The following is a 22,295-nucleotide window of genomic DNA, read 5'->3' on the forward strand; positions in this document are numbered from 1 at the left end:
ACAGAATAGACACCATGTCGTTGAAGCTCGGTTCTCTGATGCTGTGTGTTTTCGGCATCACCACCGGTGAGTTCGTCCTCGCCGGCATCCTGCCGGACGTCGCGGACGATCTCGGTGTGTCGATCCCCGCCGCCGGACTGCTGGTCACGGCGTACGCCATCGGCATGATCATCGGCGGCCCGGTGTTGACGGCGCTGACCACACGTTATGCGCGCAAACCGCTCATCGTCTGTCTCCTGGTGATCGTGGTCGTCGGGAACCTCGCTTCGGCGCTGGCCCCGGTGTACTCCGTGCTGTTCGCGGCGCGGATCATCACCGCCTTGGTGACCGCGACGTTCTTCGCCAACGCGATCGTCATCGCCGCATCCACGGCCCCGGAGGGCAAGCAGGCCTCCACCGTCTCCAAGTTGGTCTTTGGCATGAACCTGTCGATGATGATGGGTGCCCCCATCGGTACCTTCATCGGCGACCGTTACGGGTGGCGAGCGACCTTCTACGTCATCAGCGCGGTGTGTCTGCTTGGCCTGGTGCTGGTGTTGCGGCTGGTCCCGCAGGTGGAGAGCGCGACGGTCGGCACGACCGCGGTGGCGGAGTTGCGCGTATTCCGCAATCGCAAGGTGCAACTCGCGATCGCCATCACCGCCGTCGCCAACATGGGGCTGCTGATGGTGTTCACCTACTTCTCGCCACTGCTCACCGACGTCACCGGATTCGCCGACGGGTCGGTCGCGGTGTTGCTGCTGGTGTACGGAGTGGGCGCCGCGGTGGGCAACTTCGTTGGCGGCTGGTTGTCCGACCGCGCCCTGATGCCGTCGCAAATCGGCCTCCTTGGCCTGCTCAGCGTCGGTTTGATGGGCATGTGGGCGGGCAGCGGCAGCATCGCATTCACCACGGTCATGGTGTTCGTGGTCGGCGCCCTGGGCTTCTCCGTCATCCCGGGCATGCAGACCCGCGTACTGAACACCGCCGGCTCGGCGCCCACCTTGGCCATTGCCGTCAACGCCTCCGCGTACCAACTCGCCGCCGCGCTGGCCGGCTGGCTGGGCGGCCGGGTCATCGACGGCCCCGGCCTGCGCTCCGTCTACGCCACGGCCGCCGTGGTCACCACCATCGGCATCCTTCTGAGCTGCTACGCCTGGTACCAGGACCGCACCACGGCCGACTCCCGGGTGGAGGAGAAGGCGTCCGAGACCTCGCCGACCTGATCCGCATCAACAGCCACGCGCACCCGCCCCAGCCCGCCAAACGGCCCGCTGAACGGTGCGCCGCACGGCTTCCTGGCGCCCACCGGCGCCCCACTGACCTGTTCCACCCCCAAGTAGACCCGTTGTCACACCAGAAGGGAGCAGGGGACCGACCGATCGAGGCGGCCCCACCACTGTCATGAACGAACGCAACTCGACGCAGCACTCCAGCGGCCTGCCCGTGCTCGGCCGGCTGCACGGCAAGGTCGCGCTGGTGACGGGCGCCAGCTCGGGCATCGGTGAGGCCGCGGCCAAAGCCCTGGCAGCGCAGGGCGCGAGCGTGGTGTTGGCGGCCCGACGCCAGCGTGAACTGGACCGCGTGGTGGAGGAGATCACCGCAGCCAAAGGCACCGCCATCGCCGTACGCACCGATGTGACCGTGGACGCGGAGATCGCAGCCGCGGTGCGAGCCGCCGAGCAGCATTTCGGCGGACTCGACATCGCCTTCAACAACGCCGGGGCGCTCGGCACCACGGGCCCGCTCGCCGAACAGCAGCCCGAGGCGTGGGCCGCTGACATCACCACCGTATTGACCAGCGTATTCCTGTCCATGAGACACGAGATACCGGCTCTACAGCGCCGCAACGGGGGAGTGATCGTCAACAACGCCTCGCAACTCGGCACGGTCGGCTTCGGCGGTGGCATCAGCTCGTATGTGGCCGCCAAGCACGGCGTGGTCGGCCTCACCAAGGCCGCGGCGCTGGAGTACGCACGCCACGACATCCGGGTCAACGCCCTGGCGCTGGCGACCGTGGACACACCCATGTACCGCTCCTCCGTCGGCGACAGTCAGGAGGCGGCGGACATGTTCACCGCACTGCACCCGCTCGGCCGGATCGCGAGCGCGGAGGAAGCGGCCTCGGCCGTGACCTACCTCGCCGGAGACGAGGCGAGCTTCTTCACCGGATCGGTGCTCCTCATGGACGGCGGATGGACCGCTCAGTGAACCCCGCGACCGGCGCCAGCCCCCAGCACACCCGTACAGCAAGCAGCGCACCGGCGCCGGGCCCGTTCCGCACGAGATGGCCCATGGGCGTCGCGCACACGACCCGGACATCGAGGAGGACGGCCCCCGCGTGCACCACACCACGGCGCGGCGGGTCCCGCACAACGCCGCTCGGCACAGCCGTACTGTCGAGCCGCCTTCGGCTGGCAGAGGAGCGCCCCACCGGGCCTCTCCCATGCCAGTGCTCGCGCGGCGCCCCGGCTCCTGCCGGTCGCCGTCCAGCCGCCCCGCGAAGGAGCCCTGATGACGTCCCTGCTTGCGATATCCGGCAGTCCCTCGGCGCGATCGCGCACGGCAGCGCTGACAGCCCACATGGTGCAGCGACTGGCCAAGGCCGGTTTTCCGGCCGGCCATCTGCGCGTACGTGACCTGCCGGCGACCGAGCTGTTGGCCGGGCGGACCGATGGTCCTGCTTTGTGCCAGGCCCTCAGCGCCATGGCCGCCGCCGATGGCGTGATCGTGGCGACACCGGTCTACAAGTCCGCGTACAGCGGCCTGTTGAAGACGTTTCTTGACGTGCTGCCGCAGTCGGGCCTGGCGGGCAAGACGGTGTTGCCGGTGATGACCGGCGGCACCCTCGCCCACGCGCTTGCCCTCGACTACACACTGCGGCCGGTACTCGCGGCCCTGGGAGCGCGGCACATCGTCCGCGGCGTATTCGTCCTCGACCGGGCGATCGGGCCCGATGACGGCGTTTTGCCACGGGTGTCCGCGGACGTCGAACCCCGGCTGGAGCAGGCGATCGAAGACTTCATCACCGCCCTGCCACCAAGGTGCCTGACTGTCCCCGAGACGGCCGCCGTTCCCGAGCCCGGGACGCTGACCGTGGGCGTGCCGTGCGCGGAGACGGAACGCCGGTGAACCCCGCACACACCGCCGCGGGGTGGCTCCCGCATACGTCTGGTGCGGGAGAAGCACCGAGTGCTGGAGGACGGGACGAACGGGGCCCGTTGTGAACGCCAGCGCTTTCAACGGTGCCTGGCAAGGGGGCGTGCACTGGCTGGTTCGGCTCCCCGAGCTGGGCCAGGCCGTGCATCGGTCGCCGTGAGGGTGCTTCGAATGGACCCCGAAGCGGGCAGCGAGCGGTGGCTGGAAGACCGGGATTAGACCACCCGGACAACGCTGATGCGTTAGCGCATCGTTAGCACCAGGGGAAACAGTGGCATCGCCGGGGCCGCCACCGCAGACCCCACAGTGGTGTCTCCGGTGGAATACCGGGTCGGGACGCACCGGCCGGATCGATGGGACGGCGAAGTGCCATAAAGCTGTTCAGCTCGTTCAAGCGCAAGATCGAGGCGGAAAAGAGCCTCAAGGCGTACGCCTGGTACATCTGGTACTAGTCACTAGGCGCTTGCCGAAGTACCACCGGCTCCCCGGGTGTCGCCCCGTCGTAAGGCCACCCGAGGAGCCGGTCTCTTGCCTGTGAAGGTGCGCCTGCTCAGGGCCTACCCATGCAGGTTCTGCCTGTGCAGGGCTGACCTATCAAGAGCGCGGAGCCCACCGGGGCTGCCCCGGCCAGCCCTATACGGCCGTAGCCCAGTGCGCACCCGCGCTGTGCCCCGGGGCACGTCCCACTCACTGGCCGCCTACGAGGCCGCCGCTCCGACGTCCTACCGCGAAGATGTCCGGGGCTTGACGATAGTGACCAACCGTGTCCAGGTGGGCGCCGCGGTGCGCGGGCGCGCACGTGGCGGGCCGCAGGCACGGGCCCGCCCTGTTACGAGATCATCCACCCTCGCGCTACGGTCATTCGTCGGTGGCCAGGAGCCGCTGGAAGAATTGTGCGGTGTTGCATGAGGGAGCTGTCAGATGGCACGAGTGAACCTGCGCGCTGCGTTCATGAGCGGCACGGCATCCACCGTCGCAGCTCAGCAAGTGTTCACCAATCGGACGAACGAGATGACCGCGTTCGCCCGCTCGTTGGCCGACCTTCACCAGTCACTGGACGAGGCTGCGATCTCACCCGTTGCCGACCGAGCCCAGGGACGGCGCAACGTCCTGACGTTCTACGGAGTGGGCGGCATAGGGAAGACGACGCTCTCCCACGAACTGGAGCGCCGCTTCCTCGCTGCTGCCCAAGCCGAGGATCGAGACGACGCCCTGTCCGTAAGGGTGGACCTCTCCGAGGCCGGCGCCGCCGACGTCGAGATGCTTCTGCTCCGCCTGCGCGCGGGGCTGGGGCGATTAGGGAGCCACTGGCCTGCCTTCGACTTGGCGCTGGCCTCCTATTGGGCCCGTGCCCATCCAGGCGAGGCCCTGCAAGATTTCCTCGACGCATCGCCGGCGGTGCGTCGGGCCTCACGGAACGTCGGCCTGAGCGAGCAGATCGCAGCGAGCGTCCAGCAGTTCGTGCCCAACGACGTCGGCGGCCTTGCCGGGCTCGCCCACCGCGCGGCGCTCGGCACCTACCGGGCGATTCGAGACCGGGTGCGGGAGGGGCGGTTGCTGGCCGAGTGCGAGCTGTTCGCCGAACTAGTCGAGGCGGACGCCGACTACGACACGCTCTCGTTCTTCCCCTACCTGCTCGCATGGGACCTGGAGCACCAGTCTCGGCGCGTGCGCCGACCCCAGGTGTGTGTCTTCCTGGACACCTTCGAGGTCTTGGGCGGTCGCACCGACCGTACGGCCGAGCGATTCGTGCAGCGCTGCGTCTATCTGATGCCCAACGTGCTCTTCGTGATCACCGGCCGGAACCGCGTTGACTGGGCGGACAGCCAACCGGGCAGCGAACTGGACTTCACCGGCCCGCAGTGCTGGCCGTACCTGCACTTCAGCAACGACACGGCGGAACCACGCCAGCACCTGGTGGGATACCTCTCCCACTCCGATGCCGACAGCTACCTCCGCGAAGCGCTCACCCGGGATGGCGAGCCAGCGATGCCAGGCGACGTACGCGCACGCATCATCTCCGGAGGCCAGGGACTGCCGCTGTACCTCGACCTGTCCGTATCGCACTTCGTCGAATTGCTGGCACGCGGCGGACAGCCGGCAGTGGAGGACTTCGGCGGCTCGTTTACGGCCGTCGCCGCCCGCTCCATAAGGGACCTCCCCCAAGAGGAACGCCACCTGGTCCGTACCGCGGCGCTCATCGAGCGAGTCGATGCCGACCTGTTGCGAGCCGGGCAACCCGCTGTCCTGGACGGCTACGTGGCGCGTTTCCTGCGCCGCCCGTTCCTCACCCACGACGACGCGTACGAACTCCCGTACTCCCTGCACCTCGCACTGCGTTCCGCCATCAGCGAGGCCGATCGGGGGCTCCCGGACGGATGGTCGGACCGCGATCGCAATGAGGTGGCCAGCCGGCTGCTGCGCCGGCTAGGAGAGCGGGTACGGCCTGCCACCGGCCGCGCCGCGACAGCGCAGACACTTGCATCCGGGCTGAAGCTGGCAGGCGCGTACGGCGTCTTCGATGACTGGATGGCGCGAGCCACCCAGCGCCTGGTGGAAGCGGGCCAGTGGGTGGAGCTAGGAGCCGGACTCACCGACGACGCCACGGGAGCGCCGGAGTTCGGGGCGCTCCGTGCGGCCATACGCGGCGTCCAACTGCGCCGCACAGGGCGCGCTCGCGAGGCCGTTAGCGTCCTCGCTGGAGCTGACGCGGGGGTGCGGCCCGACAGCGTGGCAGCGCAGCTCGTGCGTATCCACCTCGCCCATGCGCTGCGTAACCAGGGCGATTACGCCAGCGCTTCAGCGATCTACCGGGGTTTGCTGGACGGCGAGTTCGACGCCGCCGCCCGCTACTGGCTCTGTGACTACGACTACCTCAACGGGCGATTTGCTACCGCCCTTGCCGCCCTGCAAGCACAACAAAGCCGCGACGCGGCAGACGAAGGTGAACGCCTGCGGCTGACCGGACACATCTGGCGGGTCAACGCCTGCTTCAGCGCGGCCACTGACGCTTACACCGCAGCGGTCGAGCTGGCCCACGGGCAGGGCTTGGCGGCTGCCGAGGCGAAGGCGCTGACCAACGTGGCCCAGACGGCATGCTGGTTAGGGGACACGGCGACCGTCGCGGAAGTGGCGGATCAGGCACGAGACCTCATTGACCTGGTGCCCAACCCGGTCGAACTGGTCAAAATTCGATCCGCCGAAGCGGTGGCCGCGGCGATGGCCGGCGACGAGGCGACGACCCGGCAGATGATCCGTGACACTCGCCGACTCGCGGACAGCATCGGCTACCGCGGCGGCCACAACCTGGCAGATGTGGCCGACATTCTCCTGGAAGCACGTGACGGTGACCACGAGCGCGCCCGCCGGCTACGTTCCGACCTCGATGCGCGCACGCGCACCTCGGGCGGCAACACCTACTGGGTCCCCATCGCGACCTCCTGGATCGACAGCGCGGAGGTAGCGCACCAGCAACACCCCGACATCGACTGGGTCGATGGCCCCGCTGCGGCACTGGGCCGGTGGGCACAGGTAGCGGCGCCCCGATGACACCACTTCGCCACGCACCAAAGCAGGGCCGACCATGCATCCACCAGCACACCACACCACGTCGGGAGCACAGCACGCCATGAGGGACCTCGTACGGATCGGCCTAGTCGGAGTCGGGATCATCGCAAAGACCCATCTTGAGGTCCTGGCCGAACAGCCCCGCGTCACCTTGGCGTTCACCGCCGATCCGCATCGCAACGAGGCGGTCGGCTTCCGTGGCACCAAGCCGCCGCACTACGCGACCCTCACCCATGCGCTCACGGAACACCAACCCGACCTCATCGTGCTCGCCACCCCTACCAACACCCACGCTGACTTGGTGGGCGAGGCGCTCACCCAGTCCTCAGCGCGAGTGCTGGTCGAAAAGCCCCTCGTCCACGACCTCGATTCCCTCGCCCGCCTGCGGTCCCTCCAGGGCACGGAAGACGTGCACGGCCGTGTCTTCACCGCACACCATTTCGCCTTCTCGCCCGAAGTCCGTTGGGCCGCGCAGCAGATCGCCGAGCACCCGAACTGGGGGCCCATCACGGCTATCACCTCGGCGTTCTACGATCCCTACGTCCTGCGCGGTGAGCAGGCCTTCGCCTCGTACGTCTCCAGTTGGACGGACTCCGGGGTGAATCAACTCAGCATGCTCGCCCGCTTCGTAGACCTCACAGCGCTCACCTCCGCCCACCCGATGGACGCGGGCGCGAGTGCCTGGTGCACTGCTGCCTACCGGTCCCGCGGCACGGTGGGCAGCGCCAGGCTGCGCACCAGTTGGCGTACCGGCTCCAGCAGCAAGGAGACGGTGCTGATCTTCGGCCACTCGGGTGTCGAGATCTGGATCGACCACACCGCCATGACCGGTTTCACCGCACGCGGAGACGCACTCCTTGCCGCGTACGGCAACGACGGGAAGACCCCTCGGAAGATCGCCCACTACCGGCCCCTCCACGAGAGCTTGCTCTCTGCACAGCCCGACCCGGTACTCAGCTTCGATACCGCCGTGACGATCACCGAACTCCATCACTCGACCCCGGTACCTGGCGCCGGCGTTGAGTAGCGGCGTAACAACCAACACGCTGCCATCGCTAGCGCCCGGAACGCGCCGCCCTCGGCTGGTACCCACGTGGACCCGCCCCAGGGCTTGTCCCTGGGCCTGATCGATGAGCTGGCCGAGTGGCCGGCTTCCCACCGACTTCACTGCGAGCTAGCGGCTCAGTCCCGGGGTGCGGTTCACTTCAGCACGAAAATTGGGCTCACTCAGGCGAAACGCCTGGATACGGGCGCGCGTTCAGCCGGCTCCGGTGGCGAGCCGGATGTCACGCTCGTGGGCGCCGTGACCCGGCCGGGCTCCGAGCTACTCGCTCACGGAGGTGAGAATTCCGAACGCCTGTATGTCGAAGATGTGACTGTGGACAGATGTGCTGAGTGCTGGCCAGTGGCCAGGTAAAGCACCACCCGGACGAGGGACTTCCCTCCGGGCGTTCGGCCTCTAGCATTCCCATTAAGGCTTGCCATGCAATCCCATATGGGAACGGGTCGCGCTCAAGGCGTGCGGCGTCGTGATGGCAGCCCCTGGGTACGGTGACGGGAGGTCGGAAGTGCAGTTCGTTAACGGCGCCACGGCAAGCGGTATCCCCGGTGAGTGGCTCAAGAGCAGCTTCAGCTCGGGAATCGGAAATTGCGTTGAAGTGACCCGACTGGAGCAGGGAGATGTCGCGGTGCGCAACTCCCGCTTCCCTGACGGGCCGGCGCTGGTCTTCACTCGCGCGGAGATGGTGGCTTTCGCCCACGGCGTCAAGGGTTCGGAGTTCGATCAAGTGCTCGAAATGTAAAACGATGACTCGCTGCGAACTCAGGCTGTAGCCTGATGGGGCGGACGTGTGGGCTTCGGTTCTGGGATGCTGGGCGAACTTGTCAGCATCCCATCGGGAAAGGCCTGTATGTCCGCCCTTCGTGATGTGGGAGTACCGCCAGAGTCTGGTTCGTCCGTGGTGCGCGTGGCCCAGGACGGAAGGCGCGCGTCTGCCCTCCGGCTGCTTGGCGAACAGTTGCGCGACCTAAGATGTGCGCGCGGCTTACTTCTGCGAGAAGTTGCACCGGTTATCCGTAGTTCAACATCCAAGATCAGTCGGCTGGAGCGCGGAGAGAATGCGCCAAAATGTGCCGATGTTCTTGACTTGGCGAAGCATTACGGCGCCGACGAGGAGCAATTGAGCCTCATCGAGCATTTGCTGCGGCAGACTCAAAACGCCGAGTGGTACGAGATGTTCGCCGATGTGACTCCGGGGTATCTCCGCCGGCTGGTGCAGTTGGAGGGTGATGCGCTGCGCATCGTCACGTACGAGAACCATGTCGTGCCGGGACTGCTGCAAACTCAGGCCTATGCCGAGACGCTGGTGAGCGCGGCCTTGCCCGGCGCGTCAGTCGACGAAGTACGGCGTCGCGCTCAAGGACGCATCCACCGGCGTGCGATTTTGGAGCGGCCGACAGCTCCAGAGGTGATCGCCCTGCTAGACGAGGCGGTTCTGTGTCGGCCTGTGGGCGGGTACCAAGTGATGTGTGAGCAGTTGCAGGCACTTTTGGACATGCCGGAGCGAACACAAGGGCGCACGCACATCCGCATCGTGCCGTTCGTCGCGGGAGCGACGGTCGCGCCGCCGTACCCCGTCACGCATGTGGAGTTCGGGGACGGCGGCCCGTCAGAGCTGGTGTACTTGGAACGCCTTACGGAGGCCACGTATGTGACGCGGGCCAAGGAGATGGAGGCCCACCGACAGGCGCTGGATGCGCTGCGCTGCGCTGCGAAGGAGTGGGCGCCGAGCCGGGAAATGATCGAGGATTACTTGCGGCGATATCAAGCTCGCTTGGGTTGAGTCGGGTGTCGGTCAAAGCTGGGCGACTCCGCCCCATTCGACCCAATCGGTGGGCCGCAAGTGCGGGGGTGGAGGCTCGATGTCCGGGCGCCAATCCACGACGTCCACCAGGCCGGGGTCGAGGGTGGTCATTCCGCTGAAGTAGCCGCGCACTTCCTCGGGCGTGCGAACCCGCCCCCAGTGGTTCTTCGTGGCCTGGCGCATCAAGTCGGTGACACCCTGACGAACCGCCGGGTCCTCACTGACGAGTTGGCACACGACCATGAGCCCGCCACCTTTGAGCTCCTTGGCGACTCTTTGGATCAGGGCGGCGGGATCGGAGTCATCGTCGCTGTCGGGCAGACAGTGCAGCACGGATATGAAGAGCGCGGCCACGGGGCGACGGAAGTCGATGAACCCCTCGGTCTTCTCCACGATGTGCTGGGTGCTGCGCATGTCCGCGTGCAAGACCATGGTGTTGTGGTTCTCGTGCAGTTGGGTACGTCCGTGGGCGAGAACCATCGGATCGTCGTCGATATAGGCCACTTTGCACTGTGGATTGATGCGTTGGGCGATCTGATGGACGTTCTCCTGGGTCGGTAGACCTGAGCCGTGATCGAGGAACTGATCAATGCCGTAGTCCTCGACCAGGACGCGCACCACGCGCTGGAGGAAATCCCGGTTGGTACGGGCGATGCGCTGGGCACTGGGCGCGATGGCCAGCAACTCCTGGCACGCGGCCCGATCGACGGCGTAATTGTTGACCCCCGCTAGGAGGAAGTCGTACATCCTGGCCGCGCTGGCGGTGTGGACATCGATGGGCTGAGTAAGAGGATACTCCTCGGGATACATGTGCTCCCTTGTGGTCCTGGTCGAAGACCAAGCTGAAGGAAGTGCCCATGTTAGAAGGGAAGTTGATGGCGTGTCATCCCACGCACGGGGGGTTATTTCCCGAGTGCACCGGCTTACTCGGCGGTGAGAAACTCACTCCGGCGCGCGCAGGCCCAACGCCAGTGCCGCAGTGGTGAGCCAGCCGCGCAGAGAGGAGGGATGCGCGCCCATGAGCTCCGCAGCCTTCTCGATGTCCCATCCCAGGCACTGATGGAGGAGCACCGCATCGGCCTGCGACGGCGCCAGCAGCCCCTCGTACGCGAACGGGTTTTCTGGCGGTCGGCAGGCATCATGGTCGGCTGTGGCCGCGCGCAGGACTGCCCAGGCCGATGCCTGCAGGCAGGCGCTGCGAAGGGCCACATGCCACTGGTGCGCCAGCCGTTCGATGGTTGCCTCTACGGCGTGCTGAGCGCAGGAGTCGCTGCCGGTGCGGGCGCGAGCGTAGTCGAGGTAGGCCCGGCGGTAGAGCTGGCAGAAGGCCGTGAACTCCACTGAGGGGGGCCGGATTCGGCAGCGCCTCGCCGGTGTGGTCACCGCGCGCTCCCGTCCCGCCCGTCGGCGTCCGCACTCGGTGCGACAGCCACTGCTCGGGCGTTGAGCAGATCTAGCCACAAGGGTGCGATCCAGGGAGAACCGCCCGGCAGCGCCGCGGCTAGTCGCGCGACCGTTGACGAGGAGAGGAGGAGCCCGTCGTCAAGGACAGCGCGCACCTCGCCCGGGCGTAACCCGCAGTGGCGCGCGACGTCCTCATATGTCGGGCACCCCGCCACGAGATGCAGACCGCGTAGCGCGGCATGCAAGCGCTCGGCCGCCACGGCGACCGAGGCGGGCGGCGTCTGCCGGCTGCCCTGGACAGCCTCCCAGATCATCCGCACCGCGAGGATGTCGCCATCGAGGGCCGTCGCCAGCATGAGCGTCACCGGCCAAGGTGGCAGGCGCCTGCCGTCGAGGATGCCCGTGAGCGCATCCGACGTCTGTTCCGTCTGGCGGACAATGTCATCCAGCGACAGGCCCCTGCTCACCAGAAGGGAAGTCAGCGCCGAGCCGAGCGCGTCCGCAGGCAGCAGGCGCATCGCCCCGGTGTCCGAACCGGTTGTTGTGGCGTCTTGGAGGCGCGAGAGCGGCGCCCCGGTGGGGTAGTGGCGATCGCCGCTTGCGAGCACCGCCGCGATCTTGGCGGGCGACCAGCAGGACCGAGCCGAGGCCTCGGTGGTGCCCAGGATCGCGCTGATGGTCGCCCAGTCGTCACCGAGGTGCCGGGCGTGCTGGATCGTCGCAGCGATATAGCACTGGATCTCCCGGCTGATGCGCATGGCCAACGCCAAGCGAGTGTTGAGCGCGGCGGGGGAGGGGAGCTGCTCGGACGCGGCAAGTCGGCCGGTGAGTACGGGCAACTGTCGAGCGATCGGCCTCGCCAGGCTCGGAGGCACGTCCGCCCTTTCGTTCTTCCGCTGGCTCTTCCGCTCGTGTTCAGCTTGGCGCCGACAGGCGGGTGTGCAGTAGGACTTGGGACGTCCGCCGTTCGCCGACGTGCCGGCGAGTGGCCTTTGGCACTGTATGCAGCAGCGCAGTGGTGCAGCAGTCATTCGACTCTTCCTCAGCACGCGGGACTTCGACGTGGGCTGTGCCGAGGGCGGGGTGACGGCTTTCGTGCGGCCCGTCGCCCCACCCGTACGGGTGTCAGCGGCGGTCGGTGCGCCGATGGCTGAGGTGCGAACTGTCGCTGACCGCCGTGGCGGTCCTCGCGAGCGGGAGGACGCCGGCCACGGGGCGGGGGCTGCGATGGCGACCCGCACCACGATGACGACGAAGGCAGTGCCGAGACGCGTCCTGATACAGGTTTCTACCGTCTGGGCACCAGGCATACTGGAGTGGTGGAGCGCTGCGGCGTGGCCCTTCAGACCACCGTAGCGAGTCCGCTTTGGACATGCTGAACTCCTTTATGGGGCCGGCCTGTCGAAGGTGGCTCCGGGATGCGACCCCGGGGCCACCTCACAACGCACGCGAAAGCGAGCCGGATGAGGCTGCGCGGCCGATCGGCCGCGTACGGGTACGACAATACCCGCGGCCGGCTTCCATTCACTGCGAATTGGGAAGCTCAGGCATTGATCCCTCTCGTGCAAATGCACGGGCATCTGAGTGCCGCATCGTCGCCTCTCGGAAAGAGGCGTCTAGTTGTCACTAACGCGCTGACTTGATCGAAATCGATCAGGAACTCCCGCCACACTCCTCTCTATCCCTACAGGCCAGCCCTTAATGGCGCCAACATGGGCGAACCGCCCCGCTGTTCCCACTCCTGTGCGATTCTCCGCCCGGGGGGATGAATTCCTGAAGGGGAAACGGAATGACGATTCCGCCTGGCATGCACGTGCATATGGGAAAGAGCAAACATTTGCAAATGAGAACACGGGGGGGGGGGTGGTCGGGAGAGGTGAACGCCTTGTGCGGGCGGTCGCCCAGGCGTGTGGAGGCGGGGCTGACCGGCCGCGGCTCTCCAGCGCTGACAAGCGTTGTCCGCTGTGCAGGCGCAGGAGCCCTTCGCTTCGGCGCGTATCCGGTGCGCCGATCATCATCGCGATGCCGACGTGGACACAGCAGGCAGCGAAGGCTTCGGAGGCTCGGGGATCGATGGCGCGGGGGTCTCGCCCGCAAACGGGATGCTCGGCTCAGTGCGGACCTCGGAGCGTGTGGGGGGATTAGCCGTCCTCTTGTCTCGATGAGCGAACTGGGAGCGCACCTGGCGGGTAGGTACATTAGTGCGAATGCCCCTCCGTCAGATATGCGATGCGTACGGCGTTGGCGCCCGGCGTGGGCGGTGCGTACCGGATATCCGCGCGAAAGATGTGGTGCGCACGAATACGTGCGCCCCCATACCCGCTGCTCGCGCTCGCGGTAATCGAGCCAGAGAAGCGCTTTGCCGCCAACAACAGGTAACTGGGCCGTTCGGCTGCACAGTTCGGGCTACACAGGGAGCTGGGAGTGGTTCGTGCGCGAGGGGAGGGTCAGCCGGGTGGTGCTGACGATGAACGTGGCGGTCTTGCTTGCCGTCATTGTTGTCCTGCGGCTGCGGCGTCGAACACAGGCCAGGAGTCGATCCGACGAGAAGTGGACTGTGGTCATCGTGCTGGTGCTGGGGGTGTTGGTTGCCCCAACGGAGTTCGGCGCGTGGATCGAGAACGTCGTGAGCGAGCTTGTGGGGGTCATCACGGCATCCGCCTCGTAAAGTTCTCCACTGCGTGGACACCCTCAACGTCCCGCTGACGTCCCCGTGCTTCGCTGTCTGCATGCTCGGCCCGGGGACGCACAAACTGACCGTGACCGTGACCGATCCAGCCGGCCTGACGACCGCTCAGCTCCTGGGCCGAAACGACGGTGCCACAGGGCGCCAGGTGCGCCGATGCCAGGCTTGTGAACAGCCGCTTTCGCTAGAGATGAGGGTTGCACCGCGCATCGGGTGCCCTGCCTCGCCAAGCGCCGGGAGCTTCATCCTCGCGTCACGCAGTGGCATGATTGCGCAGATGACCAGCACACCCGCCACGACACAGCACCTGCGCGACCTCGCGCGGCTGCGCCGCGTCCGCGACCGGATCGACCAGGAGTACGCACAACCGCTGGACGTCGAGGCGCTCGCCCGCGGCGCGAACATGTCGGCCGGACACCTCAGCCGCCAGTTTCGGCTCGCTTACGGTGAGTCGCCGTACGGTTACCTGATGACGCGGCGGATCGAGCGTGCGATGGCGCTGCTGCGTCGCGGCGACCTCAGCGTCACCGAGGTCTGTTTCGCGGTCGGCTGCGCATCGTTGGGCACCTTCAGCACGCGTTTCAGCGAATTGCTCGGTGTGCCGCCCAGCGTCTATCGGCGCCAGGCGGCGCGCGCGACGGCGGGAATGCCGCCGTGCGTGGCGAAGCAGGTGACCAGACCGATCAGGAATCGAGAAGCGCGTACTACGAACCCGTAGCTAACGTGACACCCATGGACATCACCATTCACTCGAGCGTTCTGTTTCACGACGACCCGGACGCCGCCCTGGCCTTCTACCGCGACACCCTCGGCTTCGAGGTCCGCAACGATGTCGGAAGCGGCACGATGCGCTGGATCACGGTCGGCCCCGCCGACCAGCCCAGCACCTCCATCCTCCTGGCGCCGCCGGCCGCCAACTCTGGCATCACCGACGACGAGCGCCGCACCATCACCGAGATGATGGCCAAGGGCACCTACGGTTGGATTCTGCTGGCCACCAAGGACCTCGACGGCACCTTCGAGCGGGTGCAGGCCAGCGACGCCGAGGTCGTCCAGGAGCCGACCGAGCAGCCGTACGGGATGCGCGACTGCGCCTTCCGCGACCCAGCGGGCAACCAGATCCGCATCCAGGAACTGCGCTGAGCCGTCTCTGCGCGGGCCCAGCCTTCCGGCCGGTGACGGCCTGCCCACCGTAGTCGGGCCAGGCCGGCGCGGCATCGTGCGGAGGCCAGGACTGGCCGGCCTTCGTGACCGGCCGGCTATGTCCTTTCGTACCGTGCGCACCGCTGGATGATTTCTGGACGGCCGGGCAACCGGCGAGCGGCCCGCTGGGTCAGCCGCTCGTCGCCTCACCGCGGTGGCGCATCGCTGAGCGTTGCGTTGAGTGCGCTGGGGCGGCCGGTCAGCGGTGGACGGTGAAGCGGAAGGTGCAGCCGCTGCCGGAGGGGCCCGGGGAGGTCAGGGTGAGGGCGCCGCCGTGGGCGACGGCCACCTGGTGGGCGATGGCGAGCCCGAGCCCGGTGCCGTGGGGCTCGGCTTGGCCGCGCCAAAAGCGCTGGAAGACGCGGGCCTGGTCGTCAGCGGGAATGCCGGGGCCCTCGTCGCTCACCACGACCGCCGCCTGTGCATCGCTGACCTGGACGGCAACCTCAACCGCGGTGTCCCGCGGTGCGTAGCGCACGGCGTTGTCCACGAGATTGCGGATCGCCCGATGGACGGTGGGCTCATCGACCAAGCAGACGGCGGCCGGCGCCCCGGTGGCCAACAGTTGGATGCCCTTCGCCGCGGCGGGCACGGCGACCTCCTCAACGACCGCGTGAGCGACGGCGGCCAGATCGGTGGCCCTGCGGTCGATCGTACGAGCCCGCCCCCGGGCGTCCACGAGCAACTCGTTCATCACCGCCTGAAGTCGCACGGCCGCCGAACGGGAGCGTTCCAGCCCCTGCCGGTACACCTCGACGGTAGGCTCGGGGTGGGCCAGTAGCACCTCGGCGTTGGTCACCAGCACCGCAAGCGGCAGGCGCAACTCGTGGCTGGTTTCCTCGATCAGGCGGCGCTGTAGTTCGGCGGCCTGCTCCAGCCGATCGAGCATGCCATCGAAACTCGCTGCCAGTGTCACCACCTCGGTCGGGCCCCGGCGTAGAGCTATGCGGCGGCTGAGGTCGGCGCTGCGGATGTCGTCGGCAACGGTGCGCACGTGGTCGATGGGGCGTACCGCCCGACCTGCCCACCACCAAGCCAGCCCGGCGGCGGCGGGGCCAAGCGCGATGATGGTCCACAGTGCCGTCTTGGACCGGTGCACGGTGGTCGTCTCCTTGGCCCGGGCGCCCGTCGAGCTGACGTGCGTGGTTTCGGTGGCGGTCGCGAGGACCACGCCGAACAGCAACAGCGCCGGTACGTAGATGGCGAGGAACCCGAACAGGGCCAGCCGCACTCGCAGGGAATTTCCCAGGTGCTTCACGGGTGGACCTTGAGCTGGTAGCCGACCTTGGTGAGCGTCACGATGAGCGCGGGCTCGCCCAGCTTCCTGCGCAGCCGGCTGAGGATCACCCTGACCGATGCGGTGAAGGGGTTGGCGTGGGCGTCCCACACGTGCTCAAGGAGGTTTTCGGCGGAAAGCACCTCACCGGGGTGGTGCATGAAGTAGCGCAGCAGCGAGAACTCCCGGTCGGTCAAGCGTAGTTCTACACCAGCCCGCCACGCGCGGCGCGTCGCGAGGTCCAGCGTCAGCTCGCCGAGGATCAGCGTCGAACCATGGCCGTCATCGCTGTCCCCGCGGCGCAGGAGCGCGCGCACGCGGGCGACCAACTCTTCGAAGTGGAACGGTTTGACGAGGTAGTCATCGGCGCCGGCGTCCAACCCGGCGACGCGGCTCGCCACGGCGTCGCGGGCGGTGAGCACCAGCGAGCGGCGCGGCCGATGGAGCTGAGGTTCGCGTGCCACGCGGCGGATGAGTTCAAGGCCGTCGCCGTCTGGTAGACCCAGGTCGAAGCAGGCGAGGTCGTACGCGGTCACCCGCAGCAACTCCTCCGCGTACGCGTAGGTGGTCGCCAGATCGACCGCATAGGACTCATTGCGCAGGCCGAGGCCGAGCAACTCGGAGAGGTCGGGGTCGTCCTCGATCAGCAAGATGCGCATGTTGTCAGTGGTCCGTTCGTCAGCTCGTGGTCGGTCAGCTGGCCGTAGCGGTGACGCTGGCGCCGCCAGGTCCGAACAGGGTCATGGTGCCGTCTTTGAGCTTCACGGTCACCTTGGGGCCCGCGTCGATCGGGTCGTTCGGCCGGTAGCGGTCTCGGCCGGCCGCTGTGAACGTCAGCGCGGGCGGCTTCGTGGGGACGTCGGCCGCGATGATGCCGCCTTGGGGGTCGACCGAGTACCAGCCGGCGACCGATGCGGTGCCCGCCGTGAGATTGACGTAGGTGCGTATGTCGCCATCGTGGAACATCGTGCCGGCAAGGGTGGTTTTGCGGATGGCGCCGAAGGTGTCTTCGAGGGACGCGCGCTCCTTGCGGCCTTCGTCGGTCTTCCCGTCGAGTAGGGCCAGTACGCGTTGCTCCATCGCTTTGAAGTCGGCCGCCTGAGCGGAGCCGTTGGGCGGAAACAGTCGTGTGATGGCGTCGGCGCCGTGTGCCTTGATCGTGATCTCGTTGCCGGCGGGGGTGACGTCGAAGGTGCCGCCGGTGTTGAGCGTGTACGTTCCGGCGGTGGCCTTCGAGGCTTGGCCGCCACCGGTCGGCCTGCTGGGCGCGGGAATCGGTGTGCCGGCCAACAGTGCCGGTGCCACCTTCTTCAAAAGTTGCTCGGCGGACACCTTGGGCTTGTTGGACGCGATCGCGATCACCTGCTGTTTCTCGGGGACCCACAGGGCGACGGCGCTGTGGCCCACATCGCCACCGCCGCCGGCGGTGGCGAGGAACGGTTCGCCGTAGCGGGAGGCGTCGTGCGCCACCCACCCTGGCGTCTCGGCTTGGCCCTCGCCATGGTCGTAACCGGGCGTGCTGATGGCCCGCGCCGATTCGGCTGACACCAACTGTCCCGTGAACAACGCATGCGTCCACGCCGCGAGATCGCCGGCGCTCATTGATAGCCCACCGTTGCCGTCCAGCGCCCAGTGCGGACCGGCAAAGTCGCCCGACTCGCCGGTACGCCCATCGTCGAGGTAGCCGATGGCGCGCGGCCCGGTCGCCGCCGGCCGGCCGTCCCAAAAACCGCCGGCGATCCGACCCCCGGGCAGCCGAAGCATCTTCGACGCGGTGTACTCGCGGTAGCCGGTGCCAGACACCTTCTCGATGATCAGCGCGAGCAGTGTGTAACCGGCGTTTGAGTAGGCGTAGTCGGTGCCGGGCCCAAACGCGGGCTTCATCGCGTTGATCGCGGCCAGCGCCGCCGCGCGGTCCAGCGGCTGGTGATCGTGGCCGTGCGATCCGTTGAGCCCACTCGTGTGCAGCAGTAACTGATTGATCGTCACCTTGGCTGCTGGGCCGGTGAGTTCGGGCAGGAGGTCGCCCGCACGGTCATCGAAAGCGAGTTTGCCGTCCTCGGCGAGGTCGTAGACGGTGGCGGCGGTGACGGCCTTGGTGATCGACCCGATGTTGAACACGGTATTGACGGTATGGGGGGTCTTTGCGGCATCGTCCGCCACTCCGTACGCGGCAAGACAGCTGAACCGCCCCCCGCTCGACACGGCGACCGTCCCGCTGAAACCAGCCTGCTCCCACGCTTCGAACGCGGCGTCGAGCTGCGGATCGCACTGCTCGGCCCTGACGCTGGCGGTGGGCTTGGAGGAAGGCGCTCCCCGGTCCTTGGAACAGGAACTGAGAGCGCCTACCAGTACCAGTGCTGTCATCGTCGCGAGGGTTTTCTTGGGCATGTGAGGACCGTACGAGCCAGCCTGCGAACCGGATGTAAACGAACGAGGCGCGAGGGAGCGTCGGGCGCATCACCCACCCCTACGACGCAGAGTCGTCCGGCAAGGAACCGGGGCAAAGACGGGGCCTCATCAGCCGTGCCACACCCCGGTCGCGGCGGTGGCTGTGACGTAGTCGGCGAAGTCGCGGGGTTCACGACCCAGAGCCCGCTGAACACCGTCGGCGAGCTGAGCGAAGCGGCCCTCACTGATCCAGCCGAAGAGCATGTTCAGCAAGGCGACGTAGTCCTGCGGCAGTCCCTGCCGCGCGGCGTAGGCCGCGAAGTCGGCCGGTGAGACGGGACGGTAGGAGATGTCCCGGCCAGTGGCCTGTGCGATGGTCTCGCTCACGGCACCCAGGCTCAGTAGTCGGGGCCCGGACAGCTCGTACGCCTGCCCGCCGTGGCCGTCTTCGGTGAGGGCCGCCACGGCGACGTCGGCGATGTCTTCGACGTCAACGAACGGCTCGGTGCCGCCCCCGGTTGGCAACACGACGACGCCGCTGACCAGTTGCCCACGGAAAAAGGACTCCTCGCTGAAGTTCTGCGTGAACCAGGCCGGCTTCAGGAGCGTCCACTCCGCGCCCGATTCCCGTACCGCGCGCTCGCTGGGAAGCTTCTCCTCGCCCTCGGGCACCACCCAGTCACGGTGGGACAACAGCACCAGCCGCTCGACACCACTGGCCACGGCGAGCTTGCTGAAGGAACTCAGCGATGTTGCGGCGTCGCTGAGCTGTGAGTCGATCAGATAGGCCGCTCCGACACCCTCCAGCACCGGCTCCCAGGTGTTCTCGTCATTCCAGTCGAAGCGGGTCGGCCCCTTCCGAGAGGCCGCCCGCACTTCGTATCCGCGCAGCCGCAGCCGGGAGGCGACGCGGCGCCCCGTCTTGCCCGTGCTGCCAAGGACCAGGATCGGTTTCGTCATCATGTGACCAGTCAAACGGTGCGCCGGTGAGTTACGGAATGGTCTATGAGCTCATATCGATGTCTCAGCGTCTAGAGTTGCCTCATGGACCCGTTGGCGAGCCTTTTGTACGAGGTGCGCTCTGACGGCGCCCTGTTCAGCCGGAACATCGTGGCCCCGCCCTGGGCGGTCCGCTTCGCCGATGGGACGCCGCTCGCGGTCATCACCATGCTGCGCGGCGCGGGCTGGGTTGTCCCCGATGGCGCCGCACCTGTCGCGCTCGGCCGTGGGGATGTGGCCGTCGTAGCCGGGGCGGAGCCGTTCACCATCGCTGACGACGCCGGCGCCGGGGCACCGCCGCTGTACGTGGTGCACCCCGACCAATGCACGACGGCAGCCGGCGAAGACGTGAGCGACGACGTCATATTGGGCCTTCGCACCTGCGGGAACAGCCCGGATGGCTCGACCGTGCTGCTCACAGGCAGCTATCAGGTGGACGGCCGAGTCTCCGAACGGCTGCTGAGCGGGCTTCCCCGGGTGCTTGTAGTGCACCACGACGGCAAGCTCGGCCCGATTCTGGCCCTCACCGACATGGAGATCAGCCGGGACGATCCAGGACAACAGGCCGTTCTCGACAGGCTCCTGGACCTGCTGTTGCTGGCCACGCTGCGGGAGTGGTTCACCCGCCCGGAGGCCGATCCGCCCGCGTGGTACCGGGCGCTTGGCGACCCCGTCGCGGGCAGGGCACTGCGACTGATCCACGACCGGCCCGCGCACCCGTGGACCGTCACGGCACTCGCCGAGGAGACCGGCGTATCGCGAGCCACCTTCGCCCGCCGCTTCAGCGACCTGGTCGGCGAGCCGCCTGTGGCCTACCTGACCGGCTGGCGCCTCGCGCTGGCAGCCGATTTGCTGGTGGGTACGGAGGCCACCGTGGAATCGATCGCCCGACAGGTCGGTTACCGCAGCGCCTTCGGGTTGAGCGTGGCCTTCAAGCGTGTGTACGGAACCCGCCCCAGCCAGCACCGCGCAGCCCCCGCCACGACTGTTGGCCATGGCTAGAAACGCACCGAGCGGCGCAGGCAACGGATCACCACACCGCGCTCGCTGCGAGTCAGGCTCAACGCGTCCAGCAGCTTGACGGCGTAGCCGAGAAGACCGTCCAGCGACTCGCCGCCCTGCTCAACGCGCCTTGCTCAGCGGCATACGCCCATGCCGGTCAGACCAGGCCCGAGCCATGAGCAACACCAAGACCCTGCACGGTGGATGGTGCTCATGTGCCGATGGTCGCCAGGGAGACCCACAGGGCGAGGACCGAGGCGAGCAGGGCCGCGGGGACTGTCAGCACGCCCAGGAGGGTGAACTCCCGCAACCGCACGTCGTGGCCGTGTTGGTGGGCGATGCGCCGCCACAACAACGTGGCCAGGGAGCCGGCGTACGTGAGGTTGGGACCGATATTGACGCCCAGCAGGACGGCGAGGACCGCTCCGGGCCCGGAAGGTGCGGCCAGGGGTGCGAGGGCGAGAACGGCGGGCAGATTGTTGATCAGATTCGCAAGCAGCGCGGCGAGCGCGGCCATTCCCAGCAGCGCGGGCAGGGAGGTGCCATCGGGCAGCACACGACCGAGGGCGTCGCCAAGCCCGTTATCGACCACTGCCCGCACCACCACACCAAGAGCGAGGACGAACGCGAGGAACGGCAGGGCAGCAGAGCGCACGACCGCGGCCGGGGTGACCTCGCGCCGAGCTAGGGCGCGTACGGCCATCACTGCCGCGCCGGCCGCAGCGACCCATGCGGGGTCAGTGCCGAACGCGGAGGCCACCGCGAACCCGGCCAGCGTCGCGGCCACGGTCACCAGGGCGAACAGCGGCAGCTCCGGCGCCTTGTCCGCCTTTACCGGCTTGACGGGAACATCGAGGTCGGCGGCGAAGAAGCGGCGGAAAACGGCGTACTCGACCGCGATGGCGGCCAGCCACGGCAGCAGCATCAGCAACGCAAAGCGAGTGAACGTCAGCCCCGTGGCGGTGAAGGCGAGCAGGTTCGTCAGGTTCGACACCGGCAGGAGCACGGAGGCCGTATTGGCTAGGTGGGCGCTGGCGTAGACGTGCGGCTTGGGGCGGGCGCCCATGCTGCGGCCCGTGGCGAAGACCACGGGGGTGAGCAGGACCACGGTGGCGTCCAGACTGAGCACGGCGGTGATCACCGAGGCCAGGGTGAAGACCGCGCCGAGCAGCCGGCGCGGCCGGTGGCTGGCCCAGCGGGCCATCCAGGTCCCGCAAGCGTGAAAGAGGCCCTCGTCGTCACAGAGCTTGCCGAGCACCAAAACCGCAGCCAGGAAGCCGATCACCGGTCCGAGTCGGACGGCTTCCTCTCCTACGTCCTTCAGCGGAAGCGCACCAGCGGCGATCAAGAGAGCGGCGGCGGGCACCGCAAAGACCGCCTCGGGCCAGCGGAACGGACGCACGACGGCGCACCCCAGCACCACGACCAGCGCGGCGACGGACAACAACTCAAGCAGCATGCCCACGATCATGAGGGCCGCAGCCCTCGCTCCGTGCCTCGCCCCCGCCCTACGGCCCCGGCCCAGCCACTGTGGAACAGCCCAACCGGCAGTCGGACGCGGGCGAGCATGTCCCACTGGGTTCTGGCCCCAATCGGCGGGATGGCACAGGAGCTCATGCCAACCCGCCGTACGCCGCCCCGCCGATGCGATGGGCCGCGTCAACGGGGCGGGAAAGGTTTTCATCCGTAGGAGTGGTTTGTCGCCCGCCTGTTGGTGCCTTCAGCGTGCCGTCTGGACACTGTCCCAGGGCAATGCGGGTGGGCC

At 67.7% G+C, this 22,295-nt stretch carries 20 protein-coding genes; 12 read left to right on the forward strand and 8 right to left on the reverse strand.

The window, feature by feature from the left end; all coding sequences use genetic code 11:
* The first annotated feature begins 14 nt into the window (after positions 1–14).
* The 8 genes from FHS42_RS27760 to FHS42_RS27790 all read left to right on the forward strand — a co-directional run bounded on the left by FHS42_RS27760 (position 15) and on the right by FHS42_RS27790 (position 9,548).
* Positions 15–1,205, forward strand: a complete 1,191-nt coding sequence (locus FHS42_RS27760) for an MFS transporter (protein ID WP_184576700.1) — start codon at positions 15–17, stop codon at positions 1,203–1,205.
* Positions 1,206–1,383: 178 nt separating this feature from the next.
* The gene (locus FHS42_RS27765; protein ID WP_184576702.1) at positions 1,384–2,190 is read left to right on the forward strand and encodes an SDR family oxidoreductase; all 807 of its coding nucleotides are present in this window, start codon (positions 1,384–1,386) and stop codon (positions 2,188–2,190) included.
* Between the two features lie 303 nt (positions 2,191–2,493).
* A complete protein-coding gene (ssuE, locus tag FHS42_RS27770) occupies positions 2,494–3,111 on the forward strand; it encodes an NADPH-dependent FMN reductase (RefSeq protein ID WP_184576705.1) in 618 nt (205 codons plus the stop codon).
* A gap of 380 nt (positions 3,112–3,491) precedes the next feature.
* Positions 3,492–3,590 carry a tryptorubin family RiPP precursor gene (locus FHS42_RS36340; RefSeq protein ID WP_221476946.1) on the forward strand — a complete coding sequence of 33 codons (99 nt, stop codon included), beginning with the start codon at positions 3,492–3,494 and terminating at the stop codon, positions 3,588–3,590.
* A gap of 469 nt (positions 3,591–4,059) precedes the next feature.
* Positions 4,060–6,687 (forward strand): hypothetical protein, encoded by a 2,628-nt coding sequence (locus FHS42_RS27775; protein ID WP_184576708.1) that lies wholly within the window; start codon positions 4,060–4,062, stop codon positions 6,685–6,687.
* Between the two features lie 34 nt (positions 6,688–6,721).
* A complete protein-coding gene (locus FHS42_RS27780) occupies positions 6,722–7,732 on the forward strand; it encodes a Gfo/Idh/MocA family protein (protein ID WP_184576711.1) in 1,011 nt (336 codons plus the stop codon).
* A 505-nt stretch (positions 7,733–8,237) separates the two neighbouring features.
* Positions 8,238–8,507, forward strand: a complete 270-nt coding sequence (locus tag FHS42_RS27785) for a DUF397 domain-containing protein (RefSeq protein ID WP_184576844.1) — start codon at positions 8,238–8,240, stop codon at positions 8,505–8,507.
* Positions 8,508–8,663: 156 nt separating this feature from the next.
* On the forward strand, positions 8,664–9,548 hold the full coding sequence (locus FHS42_RS27790) for a helix-turn-helix domain-containing protein (RefSeq protein WP_184576714.1): 885 nt from the start codon (positions 8,664–8,666) through the stop codon (positions 9,546–9,548).
* 12 nt (positions 9,549–9,560) lie between these two features.
* On the opposite strand, the gene FHS42_RS27795 is transcribed toward FHS42_RS27790, so the two are convergent.
* The 3 genes from FHS42_RS27795 to FHS42_RS27805 all read right to left on the reverse strand — a co-directional run bounded on the left by FHS42_RS27795 (position 9,561) and on the right by FHS42_RS27805 (position 11,848).
* On the reverse strand, positions 9,561–10,379 hold the full coding sequence (locus FHS42_RS27795) for an SAM-dependent methyltransferase (protein ID WP_184576717.1): 819 nt from the start codon (positions 10,377–10,379) through the stop codon (positions 9,561–9,563).
* Between the two features lie 132 nt (positions 10,380–10,511).
* Entirely contained in the window at positions 10,512–10,952 is a 441-nt protein-coding gene (locus FHS42_RS27800; protein WP_184576719.1) for a hypothetical protein, read from the reverse strand.
* Complete coding sequence (locus tag FHS42_RS27805) at positions 10,949–11,848, reverse strand: hypothetical protein (RefSeq protein WP_184576721.1); 900 nt, start codon at positions 11,846–11,848, stop codon at positions 10,949–10,951. The genes FHS42_RS27800 and FHS42_RS27805 overlap by 4 nt, the downstream gene beginning before the upstream one ends.
* Before the next feature lie 1,583 nt (positions 11,849–13,431).
* On the opposite strand from FHS42_RS27805, the gene FHS42_RS27810 reads away from it, so the two are divergent.
* From FHS42_RS27810 to FHS42_RS27820, 3 genes are all read left to right on the forward strand, one after another.
* Positions 13,432–13,641 (forward strand): hypothetical protein, encoded by a 210-nt coding sequence (locus FHS42_RS27810; RefSeq protein ID WP_184576846.1) that lies wholly within the window; start codon positions 13,432–13,434, stop codon positions 13,639–13,641.
* A gap of 295 nt (positions 13,642–13,936) precedes the next feature.
* Positions 13,937–14,377 carry a helix-turn-helix transcriptional regulator gene (locus tag FHS42_RS27815; protein ID WP_184576723.1) on the forward strand — a complete coding sequence of 147 codons (441 nt, stop codon included), beginning with the start codon at positions 13,937–13,939 and terminating at the stop codon, positions 14,375–14,377.
* A 14-nt stretch (positions 14,378–14,391) separates the two neighbouring features.
* The gene (locus FHS42_RS27820) at positions 14,392–14,802 is read left to right on the forward strand and encodes a VOC family protein (RefSeq protein ID WP_184576725.1); all 411 of its coding nucleotides are present in this window, start codon (positions 14,392–14,394) and stop codon (positions 14,800–14,802) included.
* 259 nt (positions 14,803–15,061) lie between these two features.
* Here the strand turns inward: FHS42_RS27820 and FHS42_RS27825 are convergent, their stop codons facing one another.
* From FHS42_RS27825 to FHS42_RS27840, 4 genes are all read right to left on the reverse strand, one after another.
* A complete protein-coding gene (locus FHS42_RS27825) occupies positions 15,062–16,120 on the reverse strand; it encodes a HAMP domain-containing sensor histidine kinase (protein ID WP_184576727.1) in 1,059 nt (352 codons plus the stop codon).
* A complete protein-coding gene (locus tag FHS42_RS27830) occupies positions 16,117–16,797 on the reverse strand; it encodes a response regulator transcription factor (RefSeq protein WP_184576729.1) in 681 nt (226 codons plus the stop codon). The genes FHS42_RS27825 and FHS42_RS27830 overlap by 4 nt, the downstream gene beginning before the upstream one ends.
* 34 nt (positions 16,798–16,831) lie before the next feature.
* Positions 16,832–18,529: a serine hydrolase domain-containing protein gene (locus FHS42_RS27835; RefSeq protein WP_184576731.1), complete on the reverse strand. Its 1,698-nt coding sequence runs from the start codon at positions 18,527–18,529 to the stop codon at positions 16,832–16,834.
* A gap of 129 nt (positions 18,530–18,658) precedes the next feature.
* On the reverse strand, positions 18,659–19,492 hold the full coding sequence (locus FHS42_RS27840) for an NAD(P)H-binding protein (RefSeq protein ID WP_221476947.1): 834 nt from the start codon (positions 19,490–19,492) through the stop codon (positions 18,659–18,661).
* 81 nt (positions 19,493–19,573) lie between these two features.
* On the opposite strand from FHS42_RS27840, the gene FHS42_RS27845 reads away from it, so the two are divergent.
* The gene (locus tag FHS42_RS27845) at positions 19,574–20,530 is read left to right on the forward strand and encodes an AraC family transcriptional regulator (RefSeq protein ID WP_184576733.1); all 957 of its coding nucleotides are present in this window, start codon (positions 19,574–19,576) and stop codon (positions 20,528–20,530) included.
* A 211-nt stretch (positions 20,531–20,741) separates the two neighbouring features.
* Here FHS42_RS27845 and FHS42_RS27850 read toward each other — a convergent pair whose 3' ends face one another.
* Positions 20,742–21,989, reverse strand: coding sequence for an SLC13 family permease (locus FHS42_RS27850; protein ID WP_246495502.1), 1,248 nt, complete (start codon positions 21,987–21,989; stop codon positions 20,742–20,744).
* Positions 21,990–22,295 lie beyond the last annotated feature (306 nt).

Source organism: Streptomyces zagrosensis, assembly GCF_014203645.1.
GTDB classification, from domain to species: domain Bacteria; phylum Actinomycetota; class Actinomycetes; order Streptomycetales; family Streptomycetaceae; genus Streptomyces; species Streptomyces zagrosensis.